Source organism: Streptomyces venetus, assembly GCF_039540295.1.
GTDB lineage: Bacteria > Actinomycetota > Actinomycetes > Streptomycetales > Streptomycetaceae > Streptomyces > Streptomyces venetus.
This window is the reverse complement of sequence record NZ_BAABET010000011.1, coordinates 255,580-270,689: the sequence shown is the minus strand read 5'-3', so window position 1 is coordinate 270,689 and position 15,110 is coordinate 255,580. Positions and strand designations below refer to the sequence as shown.

Annotated in this window: 8 protein-coding genes and 1 pseudogene; 3 read left to right on the top strand and 6 right to left on the bottom strand. The window is 72.6% G+C overall.

The genetic code is table 11. The features are described from left to right. Positions 1-2 precede the first annotated feature (2 nt). Entirely contained in the window at positions 3-1,697 is a 1,695-nt protein-coding gene (locus tag ABEA82_RS32010; protein WP_345665205.1) for an extracellular solute-binding protein, read from the bottom strand. Between the two features lie 325 nt (positions 1,698-2,022). On the opposite strand from ABEA82_RS32010, the gene ABEA82_RS32005 reads away from it, so the two are divergent. Next, on the top strand, positions 2,023-4,860 hold the full coding sequence (locus ABEA82_RS32005; protein ID WP_345665204.1) for a glycoside hydrolase family 3 C-terminal domain-containing protein: 2,838 nt from the start codon (positions 2,023-2,025) through the stop codon (positions 4,858-4,860). A 97-nt stretch (positions 4,861-4,957) separates the two neighbouring features. Here ABEA82_RS32005 and ABEA82_RS32000 read toward each other — a convergent pair whose 3' ends face one another. The 3 genes from ABEA82_RS32000 to ABEA82_RS31990 form a co-directional block, all read right to left on the bottom strand. Then, positions 4,958-6,403, bottom strand: a complete 1,446-nt coding sequence (locus tag ABEA82_RS32000) for an aldehyde dehydrogenase family protein (RefSeq protein WP_345665257.1) — start codon at positions 6,401-6,403, stop codon at positions 4,958-4,960. 138 nt (positions 6,404-6,541) lie between these two features. After that, positions 6,542-8,215 (bottom strand): PucR family transcriptional regulator, encoded by a 1,674-nt coding sequence (locus ABEA82_RS31995; RefSeq protein ID WP_345665203.1) that lies wholly within the window; start codon positions 8,213-8,215, stop codon positions 6,542-6,544. Between the two features lie 126 nt (positions 8,216-8,341). Further along, a complete protein-coding gene (locus tag ABEA82_RS31990) occupies positions 8,342-10,558 on the bottom strand; it encodes an ATP-binding protein (protein WP_345665202.1) in 2,217 nt (738 codons plus the stop codon). A gap of 253 nt (positions 10,559-10,811) precedes the next feature. On the opposite strand from ABEA82_RS31990, the gene gabT reads away from it, so the two are divergent. Both gabT and ABEA82_RS31980 read left to right on the top strand, forming a co-directional pair. Next, positions 10,812-12,146 carry a 4-aminobutyrate--2-oxoglutarate transaminase gene (gabT, locus tag ABEA82_RS31985; RefSeq protein ID WP_345665201.1) on the top strand — a complete coding sequence of 445 codons (1,335 nt, stop codon included), beginning with the start codon at positions 10,812-10,814 and terminating at the stop codon, positions 12,144-12,146. Positions 12,147-12,321: 175 nt separating this feature from the next. Beyond that, positions 12,322-12,546, top strand: a pseudogene (locus ABEA82_RS31980) (phosphatase PAP2 family protein); the annotation flags it as partial. Between the two features lie 10 nt (positions 12,547-12,556). On the opposite strand, the gene ABEA82_RS31975 reads toward ABEA82_RS31980, so the two are convergent. Next, positions 12,557-13,177 carry a DinB family protein gene (locus ABEA82_RS31975; protein WP_345665200.1) on the bottom strand — a complete coding sequence of 207 codons (621 nt, stop codon included), beginning with the start codon at positions 13,175-13,177 and terminating at the stop codon, positions 12,557-12,559. Between the two features lie 31 nt (positions 13,178-13,208). Next, positions 13,209-15,068 carry an acyltransferase gene (locus ABEA82_RS31970; RefSeq protein ID WP_345665199.1) on the bottom strand — a complete coding sequence of 620 codons (1,860 nt, stop codon included), beginning with the start codon at positions 15,066-15,068 and terminating at the stop codon, positions 13,209-13,211. Positions 15,069-15,110 lie beyond the last annotated feature (42 nt).

The following is a 15,110-nucleotide window of genomic DNA, read 5'->3' as shown; positions in this document are numbered from 1 at the left end:
GGTCAGCTCGCCGCCGAGCCGTTCTCGTCGAGCAGCTTCTTGTACCAGTCGCGCAGTTTGTCGCCGCCCTTGCTCTTCCAGTCGGAGACGGCCTGCTGCATGTCGCTGATCTTCTTGTGCCCGCGGATGATGTCGTCCTCGAGCTGCTCGAAGTCGTTGGCGAGGTTGGTCCAGCGGGAGGGCTCGGTGATCTGCAGGCCCCAGAACGACGACTTCCTGGTGAAGCCGCCCATCCGCTGCTCCCACTCGACCATGCCCCTGGTGAGGTCCGGGAAGTCGGGGTAGGCCCTGGTCGCCGCGGGGCTCGCCACCATGACGTAGGCGTTGAGCACCTCGTTGTTGCCCTTGTCGTTCTTGACGGGCACGCCGTCCTTGATCGTGTAGTGGGTGCCCTCGACGCCGTAATTGGTCATCATCCACTCCTTGGTGCCGTACGGCGCCGCGGTGACGTTGGCGACCGCCAGGACGTCGCGGATGACGGACTCGGAGGCCTTCTTGTTGACGAAGGCGAAGATGCCGGCCGGGTTCTGGGCGTACAGCGTCGGGTCACCGCCGTCGTGGTTCCAGATGTCCATGCCCCAGACCTTGAAGTCGGGGTTCTGGGTGGCCTGCTGCGCCTGCACCCCCCACCAGTTGGTGATGTTGTTGTTCCAGATCAGGAACTCGCCGGCGGCGAACTTGGGGGCGGGGTCGACGGTCTGGCTCTTGCCCAGCTTGAAGTCGGGGTGGACCACTCCGGCGGCGAACAGCTTGCGCGTCCACTCGATGGCTTCGAGGTACTCCGGGGTCTCGATGCGGTTGACCAGCTTGCCGTCGACCAGGTTCCACCAGAGCGGCTTCTCCCCGCCCCCGAGCACGCCGAAGGTGTTCATCGCGGTCCACTTCATGTCACCGCACGCCCAGCGCTTGGCCCTGGCGTTGGTGATGTCCTTGCACAGGGCCACGAACTCCTCGGCGGACCGGGGGACTTCGTAGCCCTCCTTGTCGAAGATGTCCTGCCGGTAGAGGGGCGCGATGGTCTGGACGGAGGGGGCGGGCTGCGGGAGGCCCATCAGCTTGCCGCCGAAGATGGAGCGCTGCCAGGCGTCGCTGGGGATCGCCGCGAGGTTGGCGTACTCCTTGACCTTGTCCCCGGACAGGTACGGGCCGAGGTCGGCGAACTTGCTGATGATGGCGCTGGGTATCTTGCCCATCATGTTCCAGCTGGGGACGACCACCACGTCCGGGACGTCGCTGGAGGCGAGGACCGCGCCGAGCTTCTGGTCGTAGGTGTTGCCGTCCTGGTTGCGCCACCGGACGTCGACGCCGATCAGGTCGTTCATCGACGTGTAGTAGGGGTTGTTCTGCTTCGGCGGCGAGCCCCAGAACGGCGACATGACGGTGACCTCGCCGCCCTTGCCGAGCTTCTTCGCGACCGAGGTCTTGAGGGTGCTGACGTCGAGCTTGCTGGTGAAGCCCATCGACGAACCGTTCTTCGACGGGATGTCCGGCTTCACCACGCTGCTGGCCACGTAGCTGGGCAGGATCTTCTTGGCGTCCTTGCCCGACGTGGTGCCCTCCCGCGACCCGCCGTCCGAACCGCCGCACGCGGCGAGCAGCGGCATCCCACCGGCCACCGCTGCGGTGGCGACCGCCGTGGAGGCGAGGAAAGATCTCCGGCTCGGACCAGCGGAGGCGGAGGCGGCGTTCGGCGTCATTGCGTCAACCCTTCATGGCACACCAGGACACCCGGCGGAGGCCGTCGGCTGCGGTGTCTCGAGTGGAACTGGCTGAGCTGAAGCGAGCTTTCGACCCATGAACGGGGCTTCCCCAGTCGAAGCGCTTCGATGTTGCTGTGAGGTTAAGTGAACGCCCCGGGGTGCACAAGGGTCGTCCCCAAACTTCCTCCTGGGCACCATAAGGGACCCTTCCTCTTGCACTGCTTGAAGTGACGGCGCCGGTCCCTTGACACCCGACCGGTCGTCGAACCAGCATCGAAGCGCTTCGAAAGCGCCTCGCCGATCCATCGCAAGGGATCCCCACGTGACCGCACACACGCCGCCCACCGCCCCGTTCCGCGATCCGCGACTCCCGTTCGCGCACCGCGTCGACGACCTGCTGGGGCGGCTCACCCTCGACGAGAAGATCTCCTTCCTGCACCAGTTCGCGCCCGCCGTCGAAAGGCTCGGAATCGCCTCGTTCCGCACCGGCCAGGAGGCGCTGCACGGCGTCGCCTGGATGGGCCCGGCGACGGTGTTCCCGCAGGCGGTCGGTCTCGGCGCGACCTGGAACACCGACCTCGTACGGCGGGTCGGCGACGCGGTGTCCAAGGAGATCCGCGCGATGCGCGCCCGGGACGACCGGGTCGGCCTCAATGTCTGGGCCCCGACGGTCAATCTGTTGCGCCACCCCCTGTGGGGCCGCAACGAGGAGGGCTACTCGGAGGACCCGAAGCTCACCTCGGCGATCGCCACCGCCTATACGCACGGCCTGCGCGGCGACCACCCGACCTACTGGCGCACCGCGCCCGTGCTGAAGCACTGGCTCGCCCACAACAACGAGACGGACCGGTCCACGACGTCGAGCTCGGTGCGCCCGCGCGTGCTGCACGAGTACGACCTGCGGGCCTTCCGCGAGAGCGTCGAGGCCGGTGCGGTGGCCGGGGTGATGCCGGCGTACAACCTGGTCAACGGCCGCCCGAACCACGTCTCGCCGTACCTGGCCGAGCACCTGCGGACCTGGACCGAGGAGGAGCTGCTGGTCTGCTCGGACGCGGGGGCGCCGAGCAACCTGGTCGACTCCGAGCACTACTTCGACACGCACGAGGAGGCCACCGCGGCCTCGCTCGTGGCGGGCGTCGACAGTTTCACCGACCACGGCACGGACTCCTCGCGGATGACCGGGCGCCTGCGCCGCGCCCTGGAGCGGGGCCTGCTGAAGGAGGCCGACCTCGACACGGCCGTCCGCCGTCAGCTCTCGGTCCGCTTCCGGCTCGGCGAGTTCGACCCGGAGTACGACCCGCACGGCGCCACCGGCGAGTTCGACACCCCGGCGCACCGCGCCCTCGCCCAGGAGGCCGCCGAACAGGCCGTCGTGCTGCTCAAGAACGACGGGGTGCTGCCGCTCGCCCCGGACACCCGGGTCGCGGTGGTGGGGCTGCTCGCCGACGAGTGCAAGCTCGACTGGTACAGCGGCACGCTGATCCACCGCTCGACCCCGCTGGAGGGCCTGTACGAGCGGTTCGGCGCGGAGCGCGTGGAGTTCGCGGAGGGCGTGGACCGGGTCCGGCTGAGGACGTCCGCGGGCGCGTTCCTGCACGTGCCGGTGGCCGAGGGGGCCGCCGACGAGGTGCGTGGCGCCGGGGGCGCGCTCGACCCGGCGCTGCTCGCCGGCCGCACCGACCTGCCGCCGCTCACCACCGACGCGGCGGGCACCGAGCTGGCGCTGGTCGACTGGGGCGAGGGCGTGCTGACCCTGCGCGCACCCGACGGCCGCTACCTGTCGGTCGCCGACGACGGACGGGTCCGGGCCTCCGCCGACCAGCCGGGCGGCTGGATCGTCCAGGAGACCTTCCGTCTGGAACCACACGGGAACGGGCACCTCCTGAAGCACCTGGGAACGGGTCGCCACGTCTGTGTCTCCGCCGACGGCGTGAAGGTTGCCGACGAGGATCCCGAGGTGTTCGAGCTGGTCGTCGCCGAGCGCGGCGAGGAGGCGGTGGCGCGGGCCGCCGCGGCGGCCGACGTGGTCGTGGTGGTCGCGGGGAACGACCCGCACATCAACGGCCGCGAGACCGAGGACCGTACGACCCTGCGGCTGCCCGGGCACCAGGAGCGGCTGCTGCGCGCGGCCCGGGCGGCGAACCCGGCGACCGTGCTGGCGCTGGTGTCCGCCTACCCCTACGCGGTCGATCCGGCCGACCTCCCGGGCGTGCTGTGGACCGCGCACGGCGGCCAGGCGGCCGGCACCGCCCTGGCCCGGGTGCTGTCCGGTGACGTCTCCCCGTCCGGCCGCCTCCCGCAGACCTGGTACGCCGACGACGCCGACCTGCCCGGCCTCCTCGACTACGACGTGGTCGGCAGCCGCCAGACGTACCTCTACTTCGAGGGCACGCCGCTGTTCCCCTTCGGTCACGGCCTGTCGTACACGTCGTTCTCGTACGGCGGCCTGACGGCCCGGGCCGAGGGCGGGTCGGTGCACGTCTCCTTCACGGTCACCAACACCGGTGACGTCACCGCCGACGAGGTCGCCCAGCTCTACACCCGGGCCGTGGACCCGTCCGTGCCGCGTCCGCGCCGTGAGCTGCTGGACCACCGCCGCGTGAGTCTCGCGCCGGGGGAATCGGCCGGTCTGGACTTCGAGGTCCCGGTCGCCGCCTTCGCGTTCTGGGACGTGGCCCAGGACCGGTGGCGCGTGGAGCCGGGCGCGTACGAGCTGCTGGCCGGGGCGTCCAGCGAGGACGTCCGGCTGCGGACGACCGTCACGCTCGACGGCGAGCCCACCCTGCCGCGCCCGGTGGTCGCGGGTGGTCTGGCGGCGGCCGGCTTCGACGAGCAGGACGGCATCGCGATCGTCGACCGGACGAAGGTGTCGGGCGACGCGGTGACTCCGGCGGACGGGGTGTCCGGCGAACTGGTGTATCGCCGCTGCGACTTCGGGCACGGCATCACCGGGGTGACGGTGGAGGTGGCCGGCGAGGGCTCGGTCGAGCTGTCCCTCGACGGCGGCCCGGTACTCGCGGTGCTGTCGCCCGCGGCGCCCACGTCAGGCCCGTACGACTACGTCTCGCTCGGCGCGTCCGTCGTCGCCGCGGGCGTGCACGACGTCCGTCTCAGGCTGCGTGGCCCGCTGCGGCTCGCGCACGTCGGCTTCTCCGGTTGAGGGTCCGGAGCAGGCCGGCACACAGAAGGGGCCCGGCACCGGAAGGCATCGGTGCCGGGCCTCTTCGCACAGCCTATATGAAAATGGTTCCCATGTACTAGAGGTTGATGCCGGTCAGGACCAGCACACGCTCGTACGTGTAGTCCTCCATCGCGAACCGCACGCCCTCCCGGCCCACACCGGACTGCTTGACGCCGCCGTAGGGCATCTGGTCGGCGCGGTAGGACGGCACGTCACCGATGACGACACCGCCGACCTCCAGGGCGCGATGGGCCCGGAAGGCGGTCTGGAGGTCGTGGGTGAAGACGCCCGCTTGGAGGCCGTACTTGGAGTCGTTGACGGCGGCGAAGGCCTCGGCCTCGCCGTTCACCTTCTGCACGGTGAGGACCGGCCCGAAGACCTCCTCGCAGGACAGGGTGACGTCGGCCGGTACGTCGGCCAGGACGGTCGGCGCGTACGAGGCCCCGTCCCGCTTGCCGCCGGTGAGCAGCGTGGCCCCGGCGTCCACGGCCTCCTGGACCCAGGTCTCGACGCGCCGGGCGGCGTCCTCGCTGACCAGCGGGCCGACGTCGGTCGCGTCGTCGGCCGGGTCGCCGGTGACCTGGGCCTCGACGGCGGCGACGACGCGCGGCAGGAGCCGGTCGTAGACGGAGGCGTCCGCGATGACCCGCTGGACGGAGATGCAGGACTGGCCGCCCTGGTAGTTGGAGAAGGTGGCGATGCGGTTCGCCGCCCAGTCGAGGTCCTCGTCGCTCGCCCAGTCGGCGAGGACGACGGCCGCGCCGTTGCCGCCCAGCTCCAGGGTGCAGTGCTTGCGCGGCACCGACTCCATGATCGCGTAGCCGACCTTCTCGGAACCCGTGAAGGAGATGACGGGCAGGCGCTCGTCCTGCACCAGGGCGGGCATCTTGTCGTTGGCGACCGGCAGGACGCTCCAGGAGCCCGCGGGCAGCTCGGTCTCGGCCAGCAGTTCACCGATGACCAGGCCGGACAGCGGGGTGGCCGGGGCCGGCTTCAGGATGATCGGCGCTCCGGCGGCGATGGCCGGGGCGACCTTGTGGGCGCAGAGGTTGAGCGGGAAGTTGAAGGGCGCGATGCCCAGCACGACGCCCTTGGGGAAGCGGCGGGTGAGGGCGAGCCGGCCCTGACCGCCGAGGTCGGTGTCGAGCCGCTGGGCCTCGCCGCCGTTGAAGCGCCGGGCCTCCTCGGCCGCGAACCGGAACACGGACACGGCCCGCCCGACCTCGCCGCGCGCCCACTTCAGGGGCTTGCCGTTCTCGGCGGAGATCAGCCGGGCGATCTCCTCGGTGCGCTCGACGAGGCGCTTGCTGACATGGTCGAGGGCGGCGGCCCGCACGTGGGCGGGGGTGGCGGCGAACTCGTCCAGGACGGCGCACGCGGCGGCCACGGCCTCCTCGACCTGCGCGTCCGTCGGCACGCTCACCTGGCCGACGAGCCGCCCGTCCCACGGGGAGGTGACGTCGAAGGTCTCCTCGCCGGTGGCCTGGCGGCCGGCGAGCCAGAAGGCGTGGGTGGCTGCCACATCTGTGTTCGGCATGTGGGTTCCGGCCCTTCGGCGTTGGGGGTGATCCTGTTGCTGCGGGATCCACGGTAGGCGCGGGATGGCCGAAGGTCGTTTGTCCAACCCGTAGCAATGACAGGCGTGGACACTACGGTTCGGCTACTCGGTCGAGGTGGCCTTCAGGGCGAGCCAGAGCTCCATCCGCGCGTCGGCGTCGTCCAGGGACCGGCCGAGGATCTCCTCGACGCGCCGCATGCGGTAGCGGAGGGTGTGGCGGTGCACGCCGAGGTCGGCCGCCGCCGCGTCCCACTGGCCGTGCCGGGACAGCCAGGCGCGCAGGGAGGCGACGAGATCGCCGCGGCCCGTGGCGTCGTGCTCGTACAGCGGCCGCAGCATCCCGTCGGCGAAGGCCCGCACCGCGTCGTCCGCGAGCAGCGGCAGCACGGATCCGGCCGCCATCTGCTCGTGCTCCACGAGGACCCGCCCGCGCCGCCGCGCCACCGACAGCGCCTGCTCGGCCTGCTTGTACGCGGCGGACGCGGCGATGGGACCGGCCGGCGCCGACAGGCCCACGACCAGTTCGTTCTCCTCGCCGCCGGGCACCTTCTCGCGTATGCGGGCCCGGGCCGTCTCCAGGGCGGCCGCGTACTCCCCGCAGGCCGCCGCCGCGGCACCGCCGTCCGCGGCCAGCACCACCAGCCGCTCCCCCTCCGGCACGACCAGGACGGCCTCGCCGGCCCGGGCCGCGGCGGACTCCATGACGTCGGCGAGCGCCGCCAGGGGGTCTCCGCCCGTGTCGGCCGCGGCGAGCGCGGCGGCCGACGGCCGCTCGACGGCCGGGGTGCCCGCCCGGGCCTCGGCGCGGGCCAGCGCGGCCGACGCCGACACCGGCACCCGCTCCGCGACCAGCATGCGGAACGGCGCGTCCAGCAGCCCGCCGTACAGGTCCCCGGCGACCGCGCGCGCGTGGTCCGGCTCCCCGGCCAGCAGCATGCGCAGCACCGCCGCGCCGACCCGCTGCTCGGCCTCCTGGAGGGACCGGGAGCGTTCCGTGGTGAGGGTCAGCAGCGCGATGGCCGAGTGGACGGCGTAGCGCTCGGCGGTGCCGGGGGCGGCCGCCGTGCCCACGGCCAGGGCCGCCCGGGGGCGCCGGCCGGTGCCGACGGTGTGCAGTTCGACCCGGTCCTCGTTCTCCGGCCCGCCGACCACCGACGAGGCGGGCGCGGGCCGGTCCCGCAGCCGCTGCACGTCGCCGGTGAGCCGCGCGGCCCGCCGACCGGCCCATTCCGGCGCCGTGGCGACGACGGCGCCCGAGGCGTCGTACAGCGCGGCCCAGCCGTCGACCTGGGAGGCCAGCGCGGCCAGCAGCCCCTCCGGCCCGCCCGTCTGCGCCTGCCGGGTCAGCTCGCGCTGGGCGGCGAACCCCGCCGTGACGGCGCGGTACTGGTCGGCGGCGATCGCGGCGGACACGGCCTTGCTTATGGCGAGGAAGGGGGTGCGGCGCGGGACCTCCAGCAGCGGCAGGCCCTCCTCCTCGGCCGCGTCGACGAGCGCCTTGGGGATCTCCTCGTAGTTGACGCCCACGGCGAAGCCGAGACCGACCACCCCGGCCCCGGCCAGCCGCCGTACGTAGCGGCGCATGGCCTCCGGGTCCTCGGCGTCCAGCTTCAGCGCGGTGACGAGCAGCAGCTCCCCGCCCTCCATGTAGGGGACGGGGTCGGCGAGCTCGCTGACGTGCGCCCAGCGGACCGGCACGTCGAGGCGGTCTTCGCCTGCCCGCACGGTGAGTTTCAGCGCGGAGTGGTGGACGAGCGAGGCGAGCGTCGGGGGCATGAGGCCTTCAGGTCTGCGTCAGGGCTGTGTGTTCTTTGTGCTCTTTTGGCCGCCACGTATGAACGACCTGTGACGATTCTGCCTCACCGTACGGTTCTCCGCGTACTCGTAATCGGTCGGCGGACTTCAGCCCCGAAGATCCACCAGCAGCGGTGGCGCGTGCTCGCCCTTGACGTCGGTGAGCGACAACACGGCGTGCCCGGCCGGCACCCCGTGCGCCAACTCGGACGCGGACCACCGCTCCCGCTCGACCTGCCGCACGGTGACGGCCCGCGCGGTCGGGGCCTTGCCGGTGATCACACGGCGCAGCATGTGCACGGCCTTGCCCGCGGGCGTCTCCGCGATGATCTGCCGGTCCGTGACGTCCCGGGCCTCGGTCCACTCCTTGCCCCACACCTCGGCGAAGTCCTGCCCGTCCCACGGGGTGAGCCCCGACAGGGCCATCCGGCAGCCGGTGGCGCCGAGCAGCGGTCCGCGCAGCGGCCGGGCCACGTCGTCCAGGGTTCGCAGGGTGAGCACGACCCCGGCGTTGCCGGACCGCAGCCGCTGGATGCCGCGGACCGCCTCGGGCGTCACGGCCCCGGTGGCGTCGTCCAGCACCAGGCAGGCGAACAGCGACCGGTCCTCACGGACCGCGACACTGGCCGTGAACTGCGCGAGCACGAGGCGCGTCAGCATCCGGGAGGCGTCGGCGTGCCCGCGCTCGGGCAGGTCGATCCGCACCCGGACAGGGTGGTCGAGGGCCTTCAGGGTGAAGGGGCGGGTGGCCCCGGAGGTGTCGAAGAACGACGCGAAAGCCGGGCGGTCCAGCAACGCGACCCGGTCCGCGAGCACCCCGCCGACGTCACCGGGCTGCCCCATCTGCCGCTCGCGGGCGTCGAGTTCCCGCAGCAGCGACTCCTGCCCGGCGTCGTGCAGGCCCTGCCGCAGAGCGGCGAAGGGATCCGGCGACCCGTCCAGCAGCCGGCGCAGCTCCGGTACGGACGGGAAACGCCCGTGCACGGCCCGGAACGGCCCGAGAAGCTGGGCCAGGACGGTCGTCGAACGCCGACTGTCGCTCCCCGGGTGCGGATCGGCGAGATCCCCGACCAGCGCCTCGGCGAGCACGGCCGCGGCCTCGTCAGGGTCGGTGGTCCCCCCGTACAGATCGAGGTCGTACTCGGACTCCTGGTTGCCGATCCGCACCACCACGTCGTACGCGTCGGCCGGCCCGAGCCCCGCCCCCGCGGCACCCACCACGACGACGGCGGCCCGCCCGGCGAGAGCGTGCAGACACAGCGACTCGGCGACCGGCCGTACGACGGCACCGGTCTTTCCGGAGCCGGCGGGGCCGACGGCCACGAGCGAGGTGCCGAGCAGGTCGGGCCCGAGGGCGAGCCCCGCCCCCCGGTACGTGTACGGGTTGCGGGGGTCGTCCACGGCGGTGCCCAGCCGCACCTGCCCGGTGACCAGGTCGTGCAGGGCGAGCCGGGACGGCAGGTCGCGCTCTCCGGAGGGGTGGAGGCAGGCGGCGGCGCCGTCCCGCAGAACGGTGGAGCTGAACGTGGCGAGACTGTGCCGCCCGGAGCGCACGCCCTGCCAGGCGCGCAGGATCCGGGCGTGGTCGACGTCCCGCATGAGCCCGGAGCGGGCTTCGGCGGAGAGCCGCTCGGCGGCGTCGGCCATCCCCGCGGCACGGAGCTCGTTCCACTCGGCCGGGTCGTCCTGCGGGGCAGGATGCGCCTCCTGGGGCGCCTGCCTGCGGAAGCGGGGAGCGACGAACCGGCGCCACACCTCGCCCCAGCGGCCGAGCCGGCTGACCCCGACCATGATCGCGAGGGCGACGAGCAGCTCGTACCCCTCGTACACCAGGAACGTCCCGGTCTCACCGATACCGCTGTCGCCGCCGCGCCAGGCATCGGGAACGATCAGGTCGAACGGCACCCACCACCAGTTGCCGAGGTAACCGTTCTGCAGCAGCGACCAGATCAGCCACCCCACCAGGAAGGCGATCAGGGCCCCGCTGAGCAGTTGCCGGGTGGGGATCTGCTCGGGCTCCTCGGCCGGCCGCGGCCGGTGCCCGAACCGCCACACGCCGGGCGACGCCTCGGGCCGGGGGGTGCGCAGCCAGGTCAGGAAGGAGGACCCGTCCGGCATGGGCGGCACGCCGGGCGCCCGGTCCGGCCGGGGTGGGACGGCCCGGCCGTCCGACGGCGGGTTGCTGCCGCCGGGCGGCGCACCGTGGCCGCTCGGCGGCGCGTCGTGCCCGCTCGGCGGCGCCGCGGGCACCTCCGGCGGTCCCGCTGGACGCGGCACGGGGTTCGCATGCGTACCCCGCGCCTCCTGCGTCCCGTCGCTGTCCATCGCCCTTGCCCCCTGACCAGCCGCTCCGTCCACCATCAGCGAGCCAATCTAACGCCCTCCCCTGGGGAGTTCACCGCTTACACGGCCGGGTAGGGGAGACCGGGTCGGGGAGAGCGCCATGTCCACCCCGGACAAGCCGCTTCACCGACAACGCCCACATGGAGCATGACCACCCCCCTCCCCCCGCCCTAGCCTGCGAGAAAAGAAGCGAAGTGTCCCCGCACCCCCGTCCGCACCACCCCAGGAGCCCCTCATGACCGCACTTCCGCAGGAGCGCCGCGTCGTCACCGCCATTCCCGGTCCGAAGTCGCAGGAGCTGCAGGCCCGCCGTACCGCCGCGGTCGCGCAGGGCGTGGGGTCCGTGCTGCCCGTGTTCACGGCGCGCGCGGGCGGCGGGATCATCGAGGACGTCGACGGCAACCGGCTGATCGACTTCGGCTCGGGCATCGCCGTGACCTCCGTCGGCGCCTCCGCCGAGGCCGTCGTCCGCCGGGCGTCCGCGCAGCTCGCCGACTTCACCCACACCTGTTTCATGGTCACGCCCTACGAGGGGTACGTCGAGGTCGCCGAGGCGCTCGCCGAGCTCACCCCGGGTGACCACGCCAAGAAGAGCGCGCTGTTCAACTCCGGCGCCGAGGCCGTCGAGAACGCCGTGAAGATCGCCCGGGCGTACACCAAGCGGCAGGCCGTGGTGGTCTTCGACCACGGCTACCACGGGCGGACCAACCTGACCATGGCGCTGACGTCGAAGAACATGCCGTACAAGCACGGCTTCGGGCCGTTCGCGCCCGAGGTCTACCGAGTGCCCGTGGCGTACGGCTACCGGTGGCCGACCGGCCCCGAGAACGCCGGGCCCGAGGCCGCCGCTCAGGCCATCGACCAGATCAGCAAGCAGGTCGGCGCGGAGAACGTCGCCGCGATCATCATCGAGCCGGTGCTGGGCGAGGGCGGCTTCATCGAGCCGGCGAAGGGCTTCCTGCCGGCCGTTCGGAAGTTCGCCGCCGACCACGGGATCGTGTTCGTCGCCGACGAGATCCAGTCCGGCTTCTGCCGTACGGGACAGTGGTTCGCGTGTGAGGACGAGGGGATCGTCCCGGACCTGATCACCACGGCCAAGGGCATCGCCGGCGGTCTGCCGCTCGCCGCGGTCACCGGGCGTGCCGAGATCATGGACGCCGCGCACGCGGGCGGCCTGGGCGGCACCTACGGCGGCAACCCGGTCGCGTGTGCCGGTGCGCTCGGCTCGATCGAGACCATGAGGGAGCTCGACCTCAACGCCAGGGCCAAGCACATCGAGGCCGTGATGAAGGCGCGCCTGTCCGCCATGCAGGAGAAGTTCGACATCATCGGCGACGTCCGCGGCCGTGGCGCCATGATCGCCATCGAGCTGGTCAAGGACCGTACGACGAAGGAGCCGAACCCGGAGGCGACGGCCGCGCTCGCCAAGGCCTGCCACGCCGAGGGCCTGCTGGTCCTGACCTGTGGCACCTACGGCAACGTGCTCCGCTTCCTGCCGCCGCTGGTGATCGGCGAGGACCTGCTGAACGAGGGCCTCGACATCATCGAGCAGGGCTTCGCGCGTATCTGACGCCGGCAGCGCGCATCTGAGCCCCCGTCGGGGCAGGTGAGCCCTCCGGACGGTGCCGCTCCGGTTCCGCTGCCGGGCGACGAGCGGCAGAGCGTGTGAAGAAGGTGTGCGAGGTGGATGACAGGGGGCCCTGCGGCCTGTCATCCGCCCCGGCGCTGCCGTAGGTTCTGACCAGATGAGAGATACACCCCGCCCACAGGGCACTGTGGGTGACATCAGGCCGGGGCCTCCCCAGCTTCGACCTGGTCGTGCCCTCGCGCACACAACCGGAGCCTGAGGCTCTGGATCTCCTCACCGATCGGACAGTCGCCCGCCCCAAACCCCCCGGGGCGCGCGACGTTCCGGTCCGGACGGCCGCCCCGGAACCACCCCCCCTGTTCCGGGGCGGCCGACCTCCCTCTTCCTCCTCTTCAGGCACCCGCGCGGGACCGGCCGCCGCCGGCTTCCCGCGCGGCCTGTTCCAGCCGGGCCCGGTGCTCCTGCCACCACATCCGGTCGCCCTCCGGCACGTTGCCGGATGCCTTCGTCAGGCCGACGCTCCCGTCGATGAGTTCGCGCACGATGTCGGCGTGCCCGGCGTGCCGCTGCGTGTCGGAGACGACCCGCACCAGGATGTGGTGCAACGTCACCTCCCGCCGTTCCTCGGGCCACCACGGGACCTGACCGGTCGCGTCCAGCGGCAGTGTCTCGATCGTGCGGTTCGCGTGCCGCCACGCCTGCCGGTAGAGCCCGATGATCTGCTCGCGTGACTCGTCGGCGGTGGCCCACATGTCCGCGCCGGGTTCGGCGTCCTCCGTGTACCACCAGGGCGGCGGCGGTTCCTGGGCGAAGTACGGCCGTCCGAACGTGTCGCCGAAATATCCCAGCTCCACTCCGGCGACGTGCTTGACCAGCCCGAGCAGATTGGTCCCGGTCGGCGTGAGCGGGCGGCGGACGTCGTACTCGGAGAGCCCCTCGAGCTTCCACAGCAGCGCGTCGCGGGCGTCCTGGAGATAGCGGAGCAGGTCCGCTTTCGGGTCGGGTTCGGTCATGCCGGGCAGTCTCGCACCCGGCACCGACAGTTCAGTCGGGCCGGACCGGGTCCGGGCGGTGGATGCCGCGGGGGCGGTACTCCAGGGCGTCGGCGAGGCCGACGAGATCCGCGAGCAGCCAGATGATGGCGAGCCACATCTCCGTGCCCTGGAGGCCGGGCACGCGGCTGCCCGGGCCGGTGCCGTCGGGGGTGGGGCCGAAGGGGAAGCCCTGGTGCGGATGCCAGCGGCGCAGGGCGGCGGTGAGCTGGGTCGTGGCCCAGGCCCGGGCCTCCTCGGCGCGGTGGGTGGTCTGGCGGGCGCAGAGCCACAAGGGGTGGATCACGTCCAGGACGTTGCAGGCGTTCTCCCGGCCCGGTGCGAAGTAACGGGGGTCGCGTGCGTGGTCGAGGACCGTGTCGATCACGCGTTCCACGTACGGCACGGGCAGGCCGAACTGGGCGAAGGAGCCGCGGGTGAGCCGGTAGTAGCCGTTGAACGGCTGAAGGCGTCCGGACTCCGGGGTGGGTGAGCCCCACATGCCGGTCCAGGGGTCGGCGTGCGTGTGCAGCCAGCCGAAGAGGGCCTCCAGCGCCCCGGGCGCGGCCGCTTCGACGCCGAGGCGCAGGTTCCAGTGCGCGGCGGTGGCCCAGGAGTCGATCCACGCTCCGGCATGCCAGGCACGGTCGCTCCAGGGCAGGTCGGCCAGCTGCCGGACCAGCCGGTCCGCCGTGGTGGTGCGCACCGCGTGGACGGGGTGGGGGAAGGAACTGCCGAGCAGGTCCAGCGCGTAGCCCACGCACAGCACGTGGTAGGCCGAGGCACCGTTGTCCGGGATCCCCGCCGGGCCGGGGAGCGGCGGTGCCTCGCCGTACTCCGGGATCAGACCGGTGGCCGGGTCCTGGAGGGCGCGCAGTCGCTCCACGTGCTCGGCCGCGAACAGCTGGGGCGGCACCTCCCCCAGGAGCAGTTCGGCGATCTCGACGGCGTCGCAGTGCGCCCGCACGGTGGGCTCGGCGCCGGGCCGGTCGACGTACCGGCCGATGTCCGGACGCCAGCAGCGGTCGAGCAGACCGGGGGCCTGCGCACGGGCGGTGGCCGCGAAGGCCGACAGTTCCTCGGCGAGTACCGGGCCCGCCTCGCCGGGGTGCGGTGCCGCTTCGCGCACGACGGTCGGGCGTGCGCGACGGGGATCGTCGACGGTTCCCTCCGCCGGGCCCCGAGCCGCCTCCCGCACGTCCTGGCGGCGGTCACCGTCGAGCACTCCCGACGGGTGCCGTGCCGCGCCGCCCGATGCCGCGCCGCCCCGCACCCGTGCGCGTTCCGCCACCCCGCGTGGCTCCCGCCGGTCCCGGATGCGCCGCGCCGGGTTGCCGGCCGCCACCGTCCACGCGGGCAGGTCCTTCGTGACGACCGCGCCGGCGCCGACGACGCAGTGGTCGCCGATGGTGACGCCGTCCACGACGACCACGTGGGAGCCGATCCACACGTCGTCGCCGACCGTGATCCCACGGCTGGTGACCGGCTGCTGATGGACCGGCAGGCCCGGCGCGGTCCCGTGGTTGAAGCCGAGCAGCGAGCTGTGGGCGCCGACACGCACCCCGTTCCCGAGGGTGACGGTGCCGCGCACCACCGTGAAGGGGTTGATCGTGCAGTCGGCGCCCAGGCGTATGTCGCCCGTGACGTAGGCGTGGGCCGCGATGTACGAACGGTCGCCCAGGTGCAGGACGTCCGGGTGCACGGCGGCCGTCCCGGCGACGAAGCAGTCCTCACCGAGCCGTACCGGGCCGGCCCCGGCGAGCAGCTCCTTCTGCCGCTGCTCCTGTGCCGCACGCTGCGCGTCCGAGGCCTGCTCGGCGAAGAGCCACGGGCAGTGGTCGAAGAGGCCGTCGTCGTTTCCCGGGTGGTTCACGTGATCCTCCGCAGCGGCCGCGAGTGGACGTCTGTGCTCGTG

Excerpts from the sequence above, each read along its gene's own strand:
- ABEA82_RS32010 (WP_345665205.1), bottom strand. The coding sequence starts at position 1,697 with ATGACGCCGAACGCCGCCTCCGCCTCCGCTGGTCCGAGCCGGAGATCT.
- ABEA82_RS31995 (WP_345665203.1), bottom strand. The coding sequence starts at position 8,215 with ATGCCCCCGACGCTCGCCTCGCTCGTCCACCACTCCGCGCTGAAACTC.
- ABEA82_RS31990 (WP_345665202.1), bottom strand. The coding sequence starts at position 10,558 with ATGGACAGCGACGGGACGCAGGAGGCGCGGGGTACGCATGCGAACCCC.
- gabT (WP_345665201.1), top strand. The coding sequence starts at position 10,812 with ATGACCGCACTTCCGCAGGAGCGCCGCGTCGTCACCGCCATTCCCGGT.
- ABEA82_RS31975 (WP_345665200.1), bottom strand. The coding sequence starts at position 13,177 with ATGACCGAACCCGACCCGAAAGCGGACCTGCTCCGCTATCTCCAGGAC.